The 15,283-nt window shown below is 70.8% G+C and carries 14 protein-coding genes; 9 read left to right on the forward strand and 5 right to left on the reverse strand.

All coding sequences use genetic code 11. The features are described from left to right. Positions 1-7: 7 nt before the first annotated feature. Positions 8-598: a DUF5134 domain-containing protein gene (locus tag CACI_RS05580; protein WP_041540077.1), complete on the reverse strand. Its 591-nt coding sequence runs from the start codon at positions 596-598 to the stop codon at positions 8-10. Between the two features lie 212 nt (positions 599-810). Between CACI_RS05580 and CACI_RS45140 the strand changes: the two genes are divergently transcribed. Beyond that, positions 811-993: a hypothetical protein gene (locus tag CACI_RS45140; RefSeq protein ID WP_012785348.1), complete on the forward strand. Its 183-nt coding sequence runs from the start codon at positions 811-813 to the stop codon at positions 991-993. A 329-nt stretch (positions 994-1,322) separates the two neighbouring features. On the opposite strand, the gene CACI_RS05590 is transcribed toward CACI_RS45140, so the two are convergent. Next, entirely contained in the window at positions 1,323-1,880 is a 558-nt protein-coding gene (locus tag CACI_RS05590) for a hypothetical protein (protein ID WP_012785349.1), read from the reverse strand. A gap of 142 nt (positions 1,881-2,022) precedes the next feature. On the opposite strand from CACI_RS05590, the gene CACI_RS05595 reads away from it, so the two are divergent. Beyond that, positions 2,023-3,090 carry a serine hydrolase domain-containing protein gene (locus CACI_RS05595; RefSeq protein ID WP_012785350.1) on the forward strand — a complete coding sequence of 356 codons (1,068 nt, stop codon included), beginning with the start codon at positions 2,023-2,025 and terminating at the stop codon, positions 3,088-3,090. Positions 3,091-3,160: 70 nt separating this feature from the next. On the opposite strand, the gene CACI_RS05600 is transcribed toward CACI_RS05595, so the two are convergent. Next, complete coding sequence (locus tag CACI_RS05600; RefSeq protein ID WP_012785351.1) at positions 3,161-4,504, reverse strand: FAD-binding oxidoreductase; 1,344 nt, start codon at positions 4,502-4,504, stop codon at positions 3,161-3,163. 261 nt (positions 4,505-4,765) lie between these two features. Here CACI_RS05600 and CACI_RS05605 point away from each other — a divergent pair, with 261 nt between their 5' ends. Next, on the forward strand, positions 4,766-5,935 hold the full coding sequence (locus CACI_RS05605) for a PP2C family protein-serine/threonine phosphatase (protein WP_012785352.1): 1,170 nt from the start codon (positions 4,766-4,768) through the stop codon (positions 5,933-5,935). 27 nt (positions 5,936-5,962) lie between these two features. On the opposite strand, the gene CACI_RS05610 is transcribed toward CACI_RS05605, so the two are convergent. Next, the gene (locus CACI_RS05610) at positions 5,963-6,628 is read right to left on the reverse strand and encodes a TetR/AcrR family transcriptional regulator (protein WP_049871483.1); all 666 of its coding nucleotides are present in this window, start codon (positions 6,626-6,628) and stop codon (positions 5,963-5,965) included. Positions 6,629-6,888: 260 nt separating this feature from the next. Continuing rightward, positions 6,889-7,872: an Lrp/AsnC family transcriptional regulator gene (locus tag CACI_RS05615; protein WP_012785354.1), complete on the reverse strand. Its 984-nt coding sequence runs from the start codon at positions 7,870-7,872 to the stop codon at positions 6,889-6,891. A gap of 100 nt (positions 7,873-7,972) precedes the next feature. On the opposite strand from CACI_RS05615, the gene CACI_RS05620 reads away from it, so the two are divergent. From CACI_RS05620 to CACI_RS05650, 6 genes are all read left to right on the forward strand, one after another. After that, entirely contained in the window at positions 7,973-8,857 is an 885-nt protein-coding gene (locus CACI_RS05620) for an oxidoreductase (RefSeq protein WP_012785355.1), read from the forward strand. Positions 8,858-8,882: 25 nt separating this feature from the next. Next, the gene (locus CACI_RS05625) at positions 8,883-9,149 is read left to right on the forward strand and encodes a metal-sensitive transcriptional regulator (RefSeq protein ID WP_041541192.1); all 267 of its coding nucleotides are present in this window, start codon (positions 8,883-8,885) and stop codon (positions 9,147-9,149) included. A gap of 56 nt (positions 9,150-9,205) precedes the next feature. After that, a complete protein-coding gene (locus CACI_RS45145) occupies positions 9,206-12,112 on the forward strand; it encodes a protein kinase domain-containing protein (RefSeq protein ID WP_083795554.1) in 2,907 nt (968 codons plus the stop codon). 566 nt (positions 12,113-12,678) lie between these two features. Beyond that, complete coding sequence (locus tag CACI_RS05640; protein WP_012785358.1) at positions 12,679-13,485, forward strand: SAM-dependent methyltransferase; 807 nt, start codon at positions 12,679-12,681, stop codon at positions 13,483-13,485. 48 nt (positions 13,486-13,533) lie between these two features. Next, complete coding sequence (locus CACI_RS05645) at positions 13,534-14,886, forward strand: amidohydrolase (RefSeq protein WP_012785359.1); 1,353 nt, start codon at positions 13,534-13,536, stop codon at positions 14,884-14,886. Positions 14,887-14,931: 45 nt separating this feature from the next. Further along, positions 14,932-15,258 carry a hypothetical protein gene (locus CACI_RS05650; RefSeq protein WP_012785360.1) on the forward strand — a complete coding sequence of 109 codons (327 nt, stop codon included), beginning with the start codon at positions 14,932-14,934 and terminating at the stop codon, positions 15,256-15,258. Positions 15,259-15,283: the final 25 nt, after the last annotated feature.

The raw sequence follows: 15,283 nt of genomic DNA on the forward strand, positions 1-15,283 counted from the left end.
GTCGAGGTCAGACGATGCCGACCATCGCCGCCATCGCCAGCGTCATCACCAGCGCGCCGATGTGCGGCACGGTGACCAGGATGCGGGGAGCGGCTGTGGCTGTGGCGGTCGCGCCTTCGCCTTCGCTATGAGCGTAGATGTCGCTGTAGCCATGCCGGTGTCGCGCGTCGATCAAGCGTCGGCCGTGCACCACCGCGCACGCCGTGAGCACCCCGGCGACGCCGAGCGGCACCCACGTCGGCGGATGTGTGGGTGCGGCGAGCATGTAAGCCATCGAACCCTGCCCGGCGCCGATCGCAGCGTTCTGACAGCGATGCTGCGTCGAGCCTCGGCGCAGGGCGGCACGCGCGAGGTAGGCGGCGCCCAACACCGCGAAGCAGGCAGCGGCAGCGTGCAACGTCCCGACCGAAATCCCTGGGAACACCATGAGCGTCATGCCCGCGCCCATCACCGCATGCCCGGCATCCGCAGGCCGATCGGTGTCCGGCAACCGCGTCGGCGCCAGCAGCCGCAGTACATGTATCAGCGTCGCGCTCCAGAACAAGGCGAGCTCGGCCAACACCACCACCGCCGACCCACCGCGCGACCCCATGCCCATCCCCGGCATCCCCACCGCCGCCTTCCACGCGCGCCGCAGAATGACGGTTCTTACACACCTCCGAGAGACCGCCCCACGAAGACCTTCCCGGTGCACCGTGGGATAGTCCATGGCGAATGTGGCGAAATCGGCGAATGCGTCGCGACTGGCGACCCGGCCATGAGGTCGGCACCTGATCGACAAGGCCCGCGCCGACCGGGCAGGATGCGCCCATGACCAGCCGCGTCGAACGCTACCTCGCCCACCTCGACCGGCTGTCCGGATACGTGGAACCGACCTTCCAGCCGTTCCCCTCGACCAGCCCCGGCCTCGACCAGGTCACCGTCATGACCTACCTCGACCACCCGGCATCCGGCTACCTGGTCGGACCGGAGCTTTCTATCACCGTCCGGTAAGCAGACCAGCTCTGGGCGATAGCGGCCGGACACCTCGCTAAGACGTTCCGCGTCAAGTGCCGTTCAACTACGGGAACACCATCGACTTCGGCGAGCCGATCTCCCCGGAGTCTGCAATGACCGCGCTCGTGATCTACGAGCCGGTCATCGCCGATCCGCGGAACTTCCGAGTCGACGTTGGCCCAGAAAGATATGAAGGCCACGGGATCATCAACATCGTCGGGTGGGCTCGAAGTGTTCTGGAATTCTGGAATCTGGAATGGGACGGCCGAGGCCCGGCACTAAAGCGCCGGGCCTTGATTCGCGGAGGTTGTGCGCGGGGTTTTGCGTTACCAGCGGCCCATCGTCTCCAGGACCGCGTCGCGGTTGGGGGTCTGGGGCTGGATCTGGGCGGGGCGGGTGGACAGGGTCCAGGCGCGGAGGCCGATGGTGCCGAGGCGGATGACGACTTCGGCGAAGGCCATCAGGATCAGGGCGGTGACCCAGGCTTGGCCGGTGGTGATGTGGTGGGAGATGGAGAAGCTGGTCAGGTGGGCGGCGCCGGAGGGGTGGGTGGACCAGACGGCGAAGCCGAGGCGGAAGCCCATGCTGGTCACCCACAGGGCTGCCGCGCCGGGGGTCGCCTTGATGTGGACGCGGCCTTGCCGGGTGCGGACTTGGGTGAGGAGACCGCCGGCCAGGCCGAAGACGACGCCCGCGGCGGTGAACAGGGCTATGAGCACCAGGTCGTTTCCGGCGGTGGGGATGCTGTGCAGGTAGTTCTTCGCCGCGAAGGTGATCATCGCCAGCGGGATGATGAATGTCTTCTTGCTGATCGCCTCCTCGCGCAGCTGCCGGAAGACGATGAGCACGAGCGCGATGTCGATGATCCAGTCCGTTGTCGTCATGGCTACGACTATGGCGATCGAGGGCCCGTCGCCACTTCAACCCGGAGGTGGGTTGCGGGTGGAAACGGGGTCTCCACCCCAGGGTTGAGCGCCGGGTATGACAGAGCCCGGACAGTTGTCACTCCGAACGGAAGCGGGCCCGATGGACAGTCTTGCCACGAGGATCGGCGATCTCGTCGAAGGCGGTGTCGAGCAGCGGGTCTTCCCCGGCGCGGTGTGGGCTGTCGGCGGTCCGGACGGGGTGCTGGAGCAAGGTGCGACGGGGCTGCTCGATCCGCGGGACGCGTCGCGGCCGATGCGGGCGGACACGCTGTTCGACCTCGCCAGTCTGACGAAGATCATCGCGGTGTGGTCCGGCGTCGGGATGCTCTGGGAGCACGCGCAGATCGACCTCGATGACCCGCTGGCCAAGCACCTTCCGGACGCGGCGGGTTTTCCTTTGGGCGCCGTCACGATCCGCCAGTTCCTGACCCACACCTCAGGCGTCCCGCTGCGCGCGAACCTGCGTGCGTCGTACGGCACCGACCCGGACGCGGTGCGGCTCGGCGTGTTGCGGGAAGCGATGCGTCGACCCGCTGGTGAAGCCGTCGAATACACCGACCGCTCGGCGCTGATCCTGGGGTTCCTGGTCGAGCAGCTGATGGATCGGCGCCTGGACGAGGTCGCCCGGGACACCGTGTGGACGCCGCTCGCCATGACGGCGACGCGCTACGGACCGGTCCCGTCCGACCTCATTGCGCAGAGCGCGCCGACGGAGTTCGACGACGAGACCGGCGAATACGTGCGCGGCTCCGTGCACGACTACTCCGGACGGTTGCTCGGCGTCTGCGGCATCTCCGGAACCTTCTCGCACGCTCAGGACTTGGGCCGCTTCCTGAAACACCTGCTCAACCCGGCAGCCAGTGTCGGCGCGGTCGGCACTATCGGCACGGTCGGCTTCGGTCAGCGCTGGATCGCCGAATCGCTCCGCCTGCACACCGTCGCCCTGGATCCGGCACGCGGCTTGTTCTGGGTCCCCTCGCCGAAGACCGCCACCGGCGAAGCAGACGTCTGGCTCCACTACGGCTTCACCGGCACCGGTATGTGGGTCTCGCCGTCGCGCGAGCGCTGGGCGGTACTGCTGACGAACAAGGTCTACTACAGCCGCGATCGCGGGCCGATGGCTGCCGTGCGGAACGAGTTCCGGCGGCTGGTGTTCGGCCCGAGCTGAGCTGATGCGGGTCGCGCCGCGGCGGTCGCCGTTCCCAGCACGGTGACCGCCGACGGCGTGTCGATCACCTCTACAGCGGCAGCACGTTGTAGTTCGCGGTGAACAGGTTCGCGGGGTCGTAGTGGCGCTTGACGGCGGCCAGGCGCTTGTAGGTGTCGGTGGGGTAGGCGGCGGCGATCTCCTGATCGGTGGCGGTGGTGTTGAAGTTCGGGTAGGTGCCGTTGACGTGCGGTGTCAGGCGTTCCCAGAGGGCGTCGAGGGCCGGTATCGCGGCTTCGATCACCGGCTCTGGGCCGACCAGGGCGGTGCCGATCATCAGCTCGGCGCGGCGGTGGGCGAAGGCGGTCGCGTCGTCGGGGACGCGGGCCAGGGCGCCGCCGAGGCTGCGCGCGGTGAGGAACGGGGCGCCCGGGGCGGCGCCGGCCTCGGTCATGATGCGGAGCGCGGCGTCCACGCCGGCGCGCTCAACGAAGGCGTTGCGGGTGTGGAAGCGGAGTGCCGGGGGCAGGGGAGGGGCTTCCTCGAGGACGTCGCCGTAGGGCTTGAGGGTGATGTCGTCGTCGATCAGGGTTCCCAGGCGGCGGAGCGGGTCGATGGCGGCGTCGGCTTCGTCGGTGGCGTCGCCGTCGAAGGTCACGAGGATCTCGACCGGGGCGCCGGGTCCGGCGAAGGGGTTGGCGAAGACGGCGATGGTGGTGAGGGCTTCGGGAGCGGTGCGCATGTACTCGGCCCAGGCGGGGATCACGGTCGCGGCCTCGGCGCCGGGGAACGAGATCTTGCCGTGGAACACGTCAGTGGTCGGATGCCCGGCGAACTCGAAGGCGGTCACGATGCCGAAGTTCCCGCCGCCGCCCCGGACGGCCCAGAACAGGTCGGCGTTCTCGTCTTCGTCGGCGGTGACCACGTGCCCGTCGGCGGTCACGATCTCCACGCGCACCAGGCTGTCCAGTGCCAGGCCGTACTTGCGCACCTTCCAGCCGATGCCGCCGCCGAGGGTGAGGCCGCCGACGCCGACGCCCTTGGTGTCGCCGGAGGACAGGGCGAGCCGGTGCGGCTTCAGCGCCGCCGTCACCTGTCCCCACGTCGCGCCGCCCCCGACGCGCACGACGTTCCATCCGCCCGCGACGACCTCGACGCCGCAGAGCCTGCTCAGATCGATGACGACGCCGCCGTCGTTGGTCCCGAAGCCGCCGAACGAATGCCCGCCGCCTCGCACTGCGAGTGGCAGGCCGGACGCCGCGGCGTGGCGCACCGCCGCCTGCACTCCGCCGACACTGCTCGGCCGCAAGATGACGGCCGGCGCGCCCGCGGCCAGCACCACGCCGGACGCCGCGGCGTATTCGGCATGGCCCGGCTCGATGATGTCGCCGCTGAAGTCGCGGCTGAGGATTTCCAGGGTCGTGGTCGCAGTCATTGCCTGTCCTCCTGCGTCTCTCTGTTCGTCTCTGTGAGGTCGAACAAGAGATGCCGGTGGTCGACACGCTGTGACGCGCGGAGTGTGTGATGTGGGACACACGCCGGGTCGCTGTAGCCCAAACGTGCGAATCGGGCGATTCCTCGACATCTTCCGGCCGTGGCGGGCTATGCTCCGTCGTGTCGGATTAAGGACGCTGAGAGGCGTGGGCACGCGTTGGGTGGTCCTTTGACACGATGGGTCCGGGCAGGCGGCGTGGGGATGCGCCGACCCGCCGACAACGGACGCGCCCTTTTCCTGTTCGTCCTGCCCGGCATCTGGGTCGGCGTGGTGCTGCTCCTGCAGGTTCTCCTCCCGGCACGGATCGAGCTCGCCCCGCTGCTCGCTGCCGCTCCCGCGATCGCCTGCGCGGGCACCGGCCGGCGGCAGTGCGTGTGGATGGCCGGGCTGTGCGCGTTCGTCGCGCTGCTGCCGTGGGCGCCGGGCAACGGCTCCGGCGGCGAGGTGCAGCGGATCGGTACGTTCGCCGCGATCCTGGCCGTGGTCGCCACCAGCTTCGTGATCTCGGTGCGCCGGCAGCGGATGCTCGGCGAGCTGGCGCAGGTGCGAGCGGTCGCCGAGGTGGCGCAGCGGGTGCTGCTGCGGCCGCCGCGGCCGGAGGTCGGCGACGTGCTGGTGGCCGCGCGCAGTGCTTCGGCGTCGGCGGGTGCGTCGGTCGGCGGAGACTTCTACGACATCGTGGACACCCCCTACGGCGTGCGCGCCGTCATCGGGGATGTGCGGGGGAGCGGCCTCGGCGCGGTCGAGGTGGCCGCGGTGCTGCTCGGCTCCTTCCGCGAGGCCGCCTACGACGAACCCGATCTGCGGGATCTGGTACGCCGCCTGGAGATCAGCCTGCGTCGCTACCTCGGGGACGCGGACGCCGCGGCGGCGCACGTCCCGCTCGCCGACGGCGCCCGATTATGGGAGACCTCGAACTCCCTCGCGGTGGCGCCGCCCCGGACGGTGGTCGACGTGCGCGAGGAGTTCGCCAGCGTCGCGGTCGTGTCGATCCGCCCCGACGGCTGGCTGGAGCACGTGAGCTGCGGGCACGCGCCGCCCCTGATGGTCCGCTGCGGCGCGGTCTCGACGGTGCAGGGCCAGTCGGTCGGCCTGCCGCTGGGTCTCAGTACCCTGGTTCCCGGGACGGACGACCGCGCGCGGCTGATGGTGACGCCGTTCGACAGCGGCGATTCCCTGCTTCTGTATACCGATGGCGTGACCGACTCCGGCGGACCGGACGTCCAGCCGCTGGCGCTCGCGCAGTTCTTGGAAGACCTGGCCGATGCCGCGCCGGACTACGTTCTCTCGACGATCGAGGCCGAGGTGACGACGCGGGCGCGCGGTGCCCGGCCTCGGGATCTGGCGATGTTGCTCGTGCATCGCCCTTGAGGCGCTGAGGTTCCTCCCGCCGACTGCTCAGCCTTCGGCCGGCAGCGTCGAGTGCGCCGGCGTCCGCAGCCCGTCCAGGAACAGCTGCAGATACCGCCGCGAACTCCGCCGCACGGTGACCAGATCCGGCAACGGCCGCGTCAGCTGCGCGACCGCCACGATGATGTCGGCCAGATCCACATCCGCGCGCAGCATCCCGGCGTGCTTCGCCCGCGCCAGCATCGTCTCCACGAGCCCGTTCAGCCGCCCCTCCAAAGCCTTGACCTCCGGGTCGCCCGGGTCGTAGGCGCCGTCTAGCATCACGCACATCGCGCCTATCTGCTCGTCGGCCGCGGCGAGCACGAAGCGGGTCAGCGCGTCGAACGGGTCGTGCCCCTGCGCCAGCGCGGCCTCGGCGCGGTCGCCGGTCCGCTTCAGCACGCTGCGGACCACGGCGAGCACCAGCGCGTCGCGGTCGGGGAAGTGCCGGTAGACGGTCGCGTTGCCGATGCCGGCGCGCCGGGCGACCTCGTCGATCGGCGCCTGCGAGCCGACCTCGGTGAACAGGTCGCGGGCGGCGGCCACGATGCGCTCGCGGTTGCGCAGGGCGTCGACGCGAAGGGCTCGGGCGCGCGGGGCGCGGCGGGCGGTGGCGGCCACGACGTCCACGGGGTTCCTCCTGGGCGTTCGGGGCGGGGGTGCGGGCCCGACCATACTAACCTTTAGAAAAACCCTGATTTATGACGTTCCGGGCGCTTTCCGGTGAACGGTGGAGGCCGCCGCGCACGAGACACGGAGGGGGTGCGTACTCGGGCGCGACGGCCGTTTTCCAAGGATCGACCTGCGGAGGGATCCTCGTCGGGGACCATGTCCCCTGTGCAGGGTAACGCATCTTCCGGGGAAATGTTCCCCGGAAAATTACGATACTTAGCGTTGCTTATTATATCCCCCGGCCGGTGTCTGTCGAGGTGGGGCTACCCGGGCAGCAGCCGTCCGTCGCTCAAGTGAGTGCCGGCCTGCTTGAGGCGGTGCAGAACCGGGACGACGTCGACCTGGCGCACCGCGTCCAAGGCGCCGACTCTGGCGGTGACGTAGCGGTAGAGGTCTTCGAGCGTGCGGCAGGTGACGGTGACCAGCAGGTTGGCCGAGCCGGTGACGGCGGCAGCGAAGGTCGTCTCAGGGTATTGAGCCAGCGCGTCGCCGACGGCGGTGAGATCACCCGGGGTGACGGTGAGCCACAGGTACGCGGCGGCGGCGAATCCGAACCGGGGATAGGCGAGATCGACCGCGATGTGCAGCGCGCCGTTGGTGAGCAACGCGTCCAAGCGCGTTGAGACGCGAGTCTCGGGCCAGCCGGTGGCGCGGGCGAGTTCGGCGGCACTCGCGCGGCCGTCGCGAGCGAGTTCGGTCAGCAGGGGAGCGTCGCTGTCGCGCAGAGCGCCGTCGAGCCCTGAGGGGGCGGGCGCCGGTATGGCATCGCCGCGCAGGCGATCGAGTTGGTCGGGAGCCAGGGGATCGTCGAAGGCGAGCCATTTGGTTCCGTCGCCGACGTGCATGTGCAGGACGGCGTGCGCCTGATAGGCGAGTACTTGCGCAGTCCGCGGAAGCCGATGCAGGACCGAGCCGCCGGCCGCGCCGGGGTCGGTGCGGGTCTGGCAGACGATCTCGGCGCCGCCGGAGGTGATGGACACGTACGCGGTGTCCTCGCGGGCCGCCAGCGCTTCGGCGAGCGCGTCGGTGGCGTCGGGGCGGGTCTGGATGCGGACGAACCAGGTCGCCTCGCCCCGCGCGCCGTGGGAGGGCAGCGCCCGGACGCGGACCGCACCATCGGCGCGCAGTGCCCGATAGCGGCGCGCGACAGTCTGCTGCGAAACCTCGGCGACCTCGGCGATCCGCCGGAAGGGAGCGCGGCCTTCATAAAGCAGGCACTGCACGATTCTCCGGTCGATCTCGTCCATGATGGAAGTATAGGCGGCAAAATCCGACCCCAATGGAGTCTCACAGGCTAACGGCCTCGCTGGATGGAACCGCACCTCACGCTGAGCACAAGCTTGCCGCATGACGAACGAAACCCCTGGCGGCGTCCTCACCCTGGCCGAGGACCTGACACTCACCCGCGTCGGCTACGGCGCGATCCAGCTGGCGGGTCCGGTGGCGTGGGGACCTCCGCGCGACCGCGGCGAAGCGATCGCGGTCCTGCGCGCCGTGGTCGATGCCGGCATCACCCACATCGACACCAGCGACTACTACGGCCCGTACGTGGTCAACGATCTGATCCGGGAAGCGCTGCACCCCTATCCGCGGCAGCTGCGGATCGCGACGAAGGTCGGCGCCCGCCGCACCCCGGACCGCGGCTGGCCCGCCGCGCTCTCCGGGCCCGAGCTGGTCCAGGCTGTGCACGACAACCTCCGGCGGCTCGACGTGCCCGCCCTCGATCTGGTGAACCTGCGGATGACCGACACCTTGGCCGCCTCCGACATCCGCGCGCCGTTCACGGTTCTGGCCGAACTGCGCGAGCAAGGCCTGATCCGAAATCTGGGAGTCAGCAACGTCGGTATCGACCAGCTCGAGGCCGCGCGGGCGATCGCGCCGGTCGTCGCGGTGCAGAACCACTACAACGTCGCTTTTCGGCAGGACGACGACCTCGTGGACCACTGCGCCGCGCACGGCATCGCGTTCGTGCCGTTCTTCCCGCTCGGCGGGTTCCGTCCGCTCCAGCTCGAGGCCCTCGACCACGTCGCGGGGGACCTGGGACGCACCCCGCGGCAGGTCGCCCTCGCTTGGCTGCTGCACCGCTCGCCGACGACGCTGCTGATCCCCGGGACCTCCCGGGTCGCGCACCTGCGCGAGAACATCGACGCCGCCGCGATCGAGCTGCCCGGGGCGGCGCTGGCGACCCTCGAGGCGATCGCCGGCCGGCCGGCGGCGAAACAAACGGGATGATACCCCGAGGGGTATGCTGGTGAGCATGCAGATCGAGGCCGAGACCGTCGCCGACGTGACCAAACGGCTGCGCCGTGCCGAGGGGCAGATCCGCGGCGTGATCGCGATGCTGGAATCCGGGCGCGACTGTTCCGAGATCGTGACACAGCTCGCCGCGGTGTCCCGGGCGCTGGACCGGGCCGGGTTCAAGGTGATCGCCGGCGGGCTGCAGCAGTGCCTGGAGTCCGACGACGCCGCCGAACGCACGGCGAACGTGGCGCAGATGGAGAAGTTGTTCCTGTCGCTGGCGTGAGTGCCATCAGGGAAACGACCATCGCGCGGAGCCGCCGATCCCCGTAGGCTCAGTGCGTGACCGAGCCAGGACGCGTGATCGGGGGACGCTACCGACTGGTCGACCGGTTGGGTTCCGGGGCGTTCGGCCAAGTGTGGCGCGCGCACGACATGCACCTCGGGGTGGATGTCGCGGTGAAGCAGGTCCTGCTGCCGATGGAGGGCAAGGGCCCGCAGGCCGCCGAGCGGGTCGCTCGAGCCGCCCGCGAGGCGCGCAACACCGCGCGGCTGCGGGACTGCCCGAACATCGTGACCGTCCACGACGTGCACATCGAGAACGGCGCGCCCTGGATCGTCATGCAGCTGGTCAAGGGCGAGAGCCTGGCCGAGCGGCTGTCGCACCGCGGACCGCTCACCGAGAACAACGCCGTGGCGCTCGCGCGCGATCTGTTACGCGCGCTGGCAGCAGCGCACGCCGCAGGGATCGTGCACAGAGATGTGAAGCCGGGAAACGTCCTCCTGGCCGCCGACGGCACCGCACTGCTCGCGGACTTCGGCATCGCCGTCCGCTTCGACGACGCGCGGGTCACGCGCACCGGGACCTTCATCGGATCGCCCGGATACGTCGCCCCCGAGCGCGTGATCTCGCAGGACGCAGGCGCCATCGGCGACCTGTTCTCCCTCGGAGCCACTCTTTATGAGGCGGTGGAAGGCATTCCCGCCTTCCGCGCCGACATCATCGGCTCGGTCGTCGCCGGACAGCCGGCCTCGATGCGCCGGGGCGGGCGGCTGACCGCTTTGATCACCCGGCTGCTCGACAAGGATCCCGCGACGCGGCCCGACGTGGCGGCGGCGCTCGCGCTGGTCGGCGACTGGACGCCGCCTCCTACGGTCGAGGCGCCCGGGTCGCTGCTGCCGTCGCTGGCGCAAGATGTCCAGCTCGGCGTGGAGTGGGTCGAGCACTTCGCGTTCGTCAACGAGCGGCTGCGTAATGACGACATCGCGGCCAGCCGTGGCGCGCGCACGTCCAACGCGGTGGAGGCGCTGGAGAGCATCCGCACCGAGATCGGCGTCGACCAGAACGAATATCTGGCGGCGGGCGGTCGCGAGGTGCACGCGGTCGTCTCGGTCAGCACTGCCGATTCCGGGCGCAGCGCTCCCACGCACGCGGCCGCCTCCGCTGCCGCGCTGCGTGCCGATCGCAGCTACGGCGCGAAGCCCGTGCCGGTGGCGAGCGCCGACGGACCGCCGTCGGTCGTCTTCATCGCCGACTGCTCGCGGTCGCTGGCCGAGCCGGGGCGGTTGGCGGGCGTCAAGGCCGCGCTGCACGCCGGGATCGACAGCCTGCCGGACGGCGCGCGGTTCGCGGTGATCGCCGGGCGCGCCGACAGCCAGGCGGTCTATCCCGAGGACGGCGGCACCGAGGCGGTGACGAAGGCTTCGCGTGCGGCGGCGAAGGCTGCCGTGGACCGGCTGACGGCCTACGGCGGCCGCGAGATCGGGCTCTGGCTCAGCCGGGCGGCGCGGTTGTTCGCGCTCGGGTCCGGACCGGTGCGGCACGCGATCATCGTCGTGAACGGCCGCGACGAGGGTCTGCATCCGTCCCGGTTGGCGATGACCGCGCGCGCCTGCACCGGGTTGTTCACCGCTGACTGCCTGGGTTTGGGCGACGATTGGGACGTCCACGAGATGCGCCTGGTCTCCGAGCAGCTGTCCGGGACGGTCGCGCTGGTCGCCGAGCCGGCGGCGCTGCCGCAGGCGGTCCGGGAGGCGACGGTCGGCGCGGCGGCGAAGCGCGTCGCAGACGTCGAACTCAGTGTGTGGACGCCGAGCGGCGCGGTGATCCGGTACGTGAAGCAGGTCGAACCGGTGCTGCGGGACCTGACCGACAACCGGATCCCCGGCGACGCCGTGCGCACCGTCGGCTTCCCGACCGGTGCGTGGGGACCGGAGACGCGGACGTTCCACATCTGCGTCGAGGTGGCGCCGGGCGAGCTCGGGCAGGAGAAGCTGGCGGCGCGCGTGCAGCTCACGGCGCGCGGTCCCGAAGCGGTGGAAGTGCTCGGCGAGGGCAAGATCCGCGCGGTGTGGGTCGACGACGAGACGCTGGTGATGCGCGTCGTGTCGAAGGTCGGTCCCTACGGCGGGCAGTCCGAGGCCGAGGTGTGGGTCGATCCCGAAATCGGGGACCTGGAACGGGAACTGGCCGGGCTCGCCGACGAGCTGTCGCAGGCCGAGGCCGAACTCGCCGAGGTGCGCAACCTGCTGGCGGTGTTCGGCCGCGCGCACGCGCGGATGTTCGCGCCGCTGCTGGCCGAACTCGACGAGATCGAGGCGCGCGTCGCCGAGGTGCACGCCGCGCGCAGCGGCCGCGCGGACGACCAGCGCGACGCCGAGACGGCCCGCGAGCGCGCGCAGCAGTCGGCGCGCCAGGCCGACGAGGAGAAGGTGCGCGCGACCCGCGCCGAGCCGCCGCGCCCGGCGCCGACCGGCGAAGCCAAGCGCATGTACCGCAAACTCGCCCGCCGCTGCCACCCCGACCTCGCCGACGACGAGTCCGACCGCCAGCGCCGCGAGGTGTTCATGGCGCGCGTGAACGACGCCTACACCCGCGGCGACATCGGGCTGCTGGCGCAACTGTCGCGCGAGTGGGACGCCGAGGGCGGCGCCGGCACGTCGGCACCGCCGAAGGACCCCGGCGAGCGGCGCAAGCTCAAGGAGCACCTGCAGCAGGCGCTGTCCTCGGTCCACAACCGGCTGGACCGCATCCGCGACGAGCTGTCGGCGGCCCGCGAATCCGAACTCGGACGCATCGTCTTCGCGCCGGGACAGGACGCGGGCATGCCGGCCGCGATGCGGCGCCTGGACAAGATGGCGGACAAGCTCAAGGCCTTGGTCGACGAACGGCGGCGGGTGCTGGACGGGTTGGTGGACGCCGCCGCGGCCGCGGCCGACGCCGGGATGGCGGACGAGCGCCGGCGGTGAGGCGGGCGTTGGTGGTGAGGCGGGTGCCGGCCGTGCGGCGGGCGCTGGCGGTGCGGTGATTGTCGGTGGTGCGGCGGGCGTCGGTGGTGCGGTGAGCGTCGGCGATGTTGGCGGGAGTCAGCGGTGCGGCGGGAGTCAGCGGTGCGGCGGGAGTCAGCGGTGCGGCGGGAGTCAGCGGTGAGGCGGGAGTCGGCGGTGCGGCGGGAGTCAGCGGTGCGGCGGGAGTCAGCGGTGAGGCGGGTGCCGGCCGTGCGGCAGGCGCCGGCGGTGCGGCGAGCGTCGGCGGTGCGGCGAGCGTCGGCGATGTTGGCGGGCGTCGGCGGTGCGGTGGGCGTCGGTGGTGAGGCGGGTGCCGGCCGTGCGGCAGGCGCCGGCGGTGCGGCGAGCGTCGGCGATGTTGGCGGGCGTTGGCGGTGCGGCGGGAGTCAGCGGGGCGGCGGGTGTCGGCGGCGCGGTGACCGTCGGCGGGGCGGCCATCGCCGGTGCGCGGTATCAGGAAACAGAGACTGTGGGTATGATCCGCGCGAGACGATCAACACCGGGCTGGGCCGGGATGGGGAGACGACATGTCTGAGGCGGGTTGGACTTCGCCGGAAGTGGACACCGAGGTCGCCACACCGGCGCGCATGTACGACTATTACTTGGGTGGCAAGGATAATTTCCCCGCCGACCGCGAGGCCGCCGAGAAGGTCCTGAAGAACATGCCGAAGGTGCGGGCGTTCGCGCGCGCCAATCGGGCGTTCCTGGGGCGCGCGGTGCGGAGCATGGCGGCGGAGAACATATCGCAGTTCCTTGATGTCGGCATCGGGTTGCCCGGGCCCGGCGGGACGGTTGCTAGCGCGCTGGCGGCGCGTCCGGACGCGCATGTCGTGGGTGTCGACAACGATCCGATCGTGTTGGCCCACGCCCGGGCCCGGCCGGTCAACGCCGGCGGCGGCGCGGCGACGATCGTGGCCGGAGACCTGCGCGACCCGGCGGCGATCCTGGCCGATCCGCAGGTGCGCGCGATGCTCGACTTCGAGCGTCCGATCGGCGTGATGCTGATCGCGGTCCTGCACTTCGTTTCCGACGACGAGAAGCCCTACGACATCGTCAAGACCCTGATGGACGCCGTCGCCCCCGGCAGCTACCTCGCCCTGACCCACGTCACCGGCGACTTCGATCAGGAACGACTCGCGGTTTCGGCGCAGGCGTATGAGAAGTCGACGGCGAAGCTCACAGTCCGCAGCGCCAAGGAGACCGCCGCCTTCTTCGACGGCATGGACCTCCTCGATCCCGGTGTGGTGCTCCTCCCGCGCTGGCGCCCCGACGGCCCGGTCCCCGCCGACGCCGACGACATCTGGATGTACGGGGCGCTCGGGCGCAAGGGCTGAGGTCGGCGGCCGGTTGCCAACCTGCCCCCGCCTGACCAAGGTGGGGGCATGACCGAGAGCGCGGCGACCGCAGTCCAGACCGGCAAGGCGGCTGCGGCCGATTTGATGCGTGGGCTGGAAGATGTCCTGCCGGGCTTGCGCGACATCTATAAGGACCTCCACGCGCATCCTGAGCTGTCCTTTCAAGAAGTCCGGACCGCGGGCATCGTCGCGGAGCACCTGCGTGCTTCGGGGTGGGACGTCACCGAAGGACTCGGCGGTCCGGAAGGCGTCAGCGGGACCGGCGTGGTCGGCGTCATGCGCGGTGGCCTGAACGGCGCAGCTGAGGGTCCGGTGATCCTTCTGCGCGCTGACATGGACGCGCTCCCGGTGCGCGAGGAGACCGGTCTGCCCTATGCCTCGACGGCCATCGCCACCGAGGCCGACGGGACCGAGGTCCCGGTGATGCATGCCTGCGGGCACGACGTCCACGTCACCTGCCTGCTCGGCGCCACCGATCTGCTGGCGGCGAACCGCGATGCGTGGGGCGGGACGGTCGTGGCGGTCTTCCAGCCGGCCGAGGAGGTCGGCGGGGCGCCGCATCTGATCGAGGACGGTTTCCTCGAGCGCTTCCCACGCCCCGAGGTCTGTCTGGGGCAGCACGTCGGTCCGGCGCCGGCGGGGCTGGTCGGTACGCGTCCGGGCGCCGTGATGAGCGCCTGCGACACGTTGCGGGTGCGGGTGTTCGGCCGGGGCGGGCACGGGTCGATGCCGGAGGCGACCATCGACCCGGTGGTCATCGCCGCCGCGATCGTCATGCGGTTGCAGACGATCGTGTCCCGGGAGATCGCCGCGAGCCGGTCGGCTGTGGTGACCGTCGGTTTCCTGCACGCCGGGACGCGGGCCAACGTCATCGCGGACGAGGCCGAGTTGGGCGTCACCGTCCGCACCACCACGCCGGCGGTCCGGGACAAGGTGCTGGCGGCGATCACGCGGGTGGTGAACGCCGAGGCCGCCGCGTCCGGCGCCGAGCGGATGCCGGAGATCACGCCGCTGGACGAGCTGCCGTTGCTGGTGAACGATCAGGCGGCGACCGAGGTCGTGCTCGACGCGTTCCGCAGGCTGCTCGGCGCCGATCGGGTCTTCGTGCTGCCGAGCACGCTGACCGGCAGCGAGGACTTCGGGCACTTCGGCAGCGTGCTCGGCGTCCCGTCCGTGTTCTGGCACTTCGGCGGGCTGGATCTGGCCGACTTCAGCGAGCAGGACATCCTTTCCCTTTTGGAGGACGGGGTTCCGGCGACCCTTCCGAGCAACCACTCCCCGAAGTTCGCGCCCGCCATCGATCCGACGCTGGAGGTCGGGGTGCGCCTCATGCTCGGCGCCGCGTCGGCGTGGCTGGCGGGCACGGCAGCGGCGGAGTAGGCGTTAGGCGTTTTTGAGGGCGAGTCTTATGGAAAGGAGCGCTGGATGGGTGTCGGCGGGTGGCTTCGTAAGAGCACCGACCGGTTTTTGAGCCGGTTCGAGGATCCGCTGGAGCAGTTCGAGCTCGCCCGGCGCCGGCAGCTGGATCTGCTCGGCGACCTGGAGCACCGGCTGCTGCTGGTCCAGCCCGGGTCCGACGAGGAGGCCAATCTGCTCAAGGCCAAGGGCGATCTCCAGGGGCGGATCTCGGAGTTCCAGGGCATCATCGCGCGGCTGAAGGCCTCGCAGTCGGCCGGCGCCTCAGCCTCCGCGGCCGACCGGTTGGAGGAGGAGATGCAGCGGCTCGCCGAGGACGCGCGGCGCTGGGGCTGAGAACATCCCCATCAAAGGACTGAGG

Origin of the sequence: Catenulispora acidiphila DSM 44928 (assembly GCF_000024025.1) — a bacterium.
GTDB lineage: Bacteria > Actinomycetota > Actinomycetes > Streptomycetales > Catenulisporaceae > Catenulispora > Catenulispora acidiphila.

What these genes read in the sequence shown, in the direction of transcription:
- CACI_RS05620 (WP_012785355.1), top strand. Translation starts at nt 7,973, where the DNA reads ATGACGAACGAAACCCCTGGCGGCGTCCTCACCCTGGCCGAGGACCTG.
- CACI_RS05645 (WP_012785359.1), top strand. Translation starts at nt 13,534, where the DNA reads ATGACCGAGAGCGCGGCGACCGCAGTCCAGACCGGCAAGGCGGCTGCG.
- CACI_RS05615 (WP_012785354.1), bottom strand. Translation starts at nt 7,872, where the DNA reads ATGGACGAGATCGACCGGAGAATCGTGCAGTGCCTGCTTTATGAAGGC.
- CACI_RS05625 (WP_041541192.1), top strand. Translation starts at nt 8,883, where the DNA reads ATGCAGATCGAGGCCGAGACCGTCGCCGACGTGACCAAACGGCTGCGC.
- CACI_RS45140 (WP_012785348.1), top strand. Translation starts at nt 811, where the DNA reads ATGACCAGCCGCGTCGAACGCTACCTCGCCCACCTCGACCGGCTGTCC.
- CACI_RS05590 (WP_012785349.1), bottom strand. Translation starts at nt 1,880, where the DNA reads ATGACGACAACGGACTGGATCATCGACATCGCGCTCGTGCTCATCGTC.
- CACI_RS05580 (WP_041540077.1), bottom strand. Translation starts at nt 598, where the DNA reads ATGGGCATGGGGTCGCGCGGTGGGTCGGCGGTGGTGGTGTTGGCCGAG.
- CACI_RS05610 (WP_049871483.1), bottom strand. Translation starts at nt 6,628, where the DNA reads ATGGTCGGGCCCGCACCCCCGCCCCGAACGCCCAGGAGGAACCCCGTG.
- CACI_RS05640 (WP_012785358.1), top strand. Translation starts at nt 12,679, where the DNA reads ATGTCTGAGGCGGGTTGGACTTCGCCGGAAGTGGACACCGAGGTCGCC.
- CACI_RS05650 (WP_012785360.1), top strand. Translation starts at nt 14,932, where the DNA reads ATGGGTGTCGGCGGGTGGCTTCGTAAGAGCACCGACCGGTTTTTGAGC.
- CACI_RS05600 (WP_012785351.1), bottom strand. Translation starts at nt 4,504, where the DNA reads ATGACTGCGACCACGACCCTGGAAATCCTCAGCCGCGACTTCAGCGGC.
- CACI_RS05595 (WP_012785350.1), top strand. Translation starts at nt 2,023, where the DNA reads ATGGACAGTCTTGCCACGAGGATCGGCGATCTCGTCGAAGGCGGTGTC.
- CACI_RS05605 (WP_012785352.1), top strand. Translation starts at nt 4,766, where the DNA reads ATGCGCCGACCCGCCGACAACGGACGCGCCCTTTTCCTGTTCGTCCTG.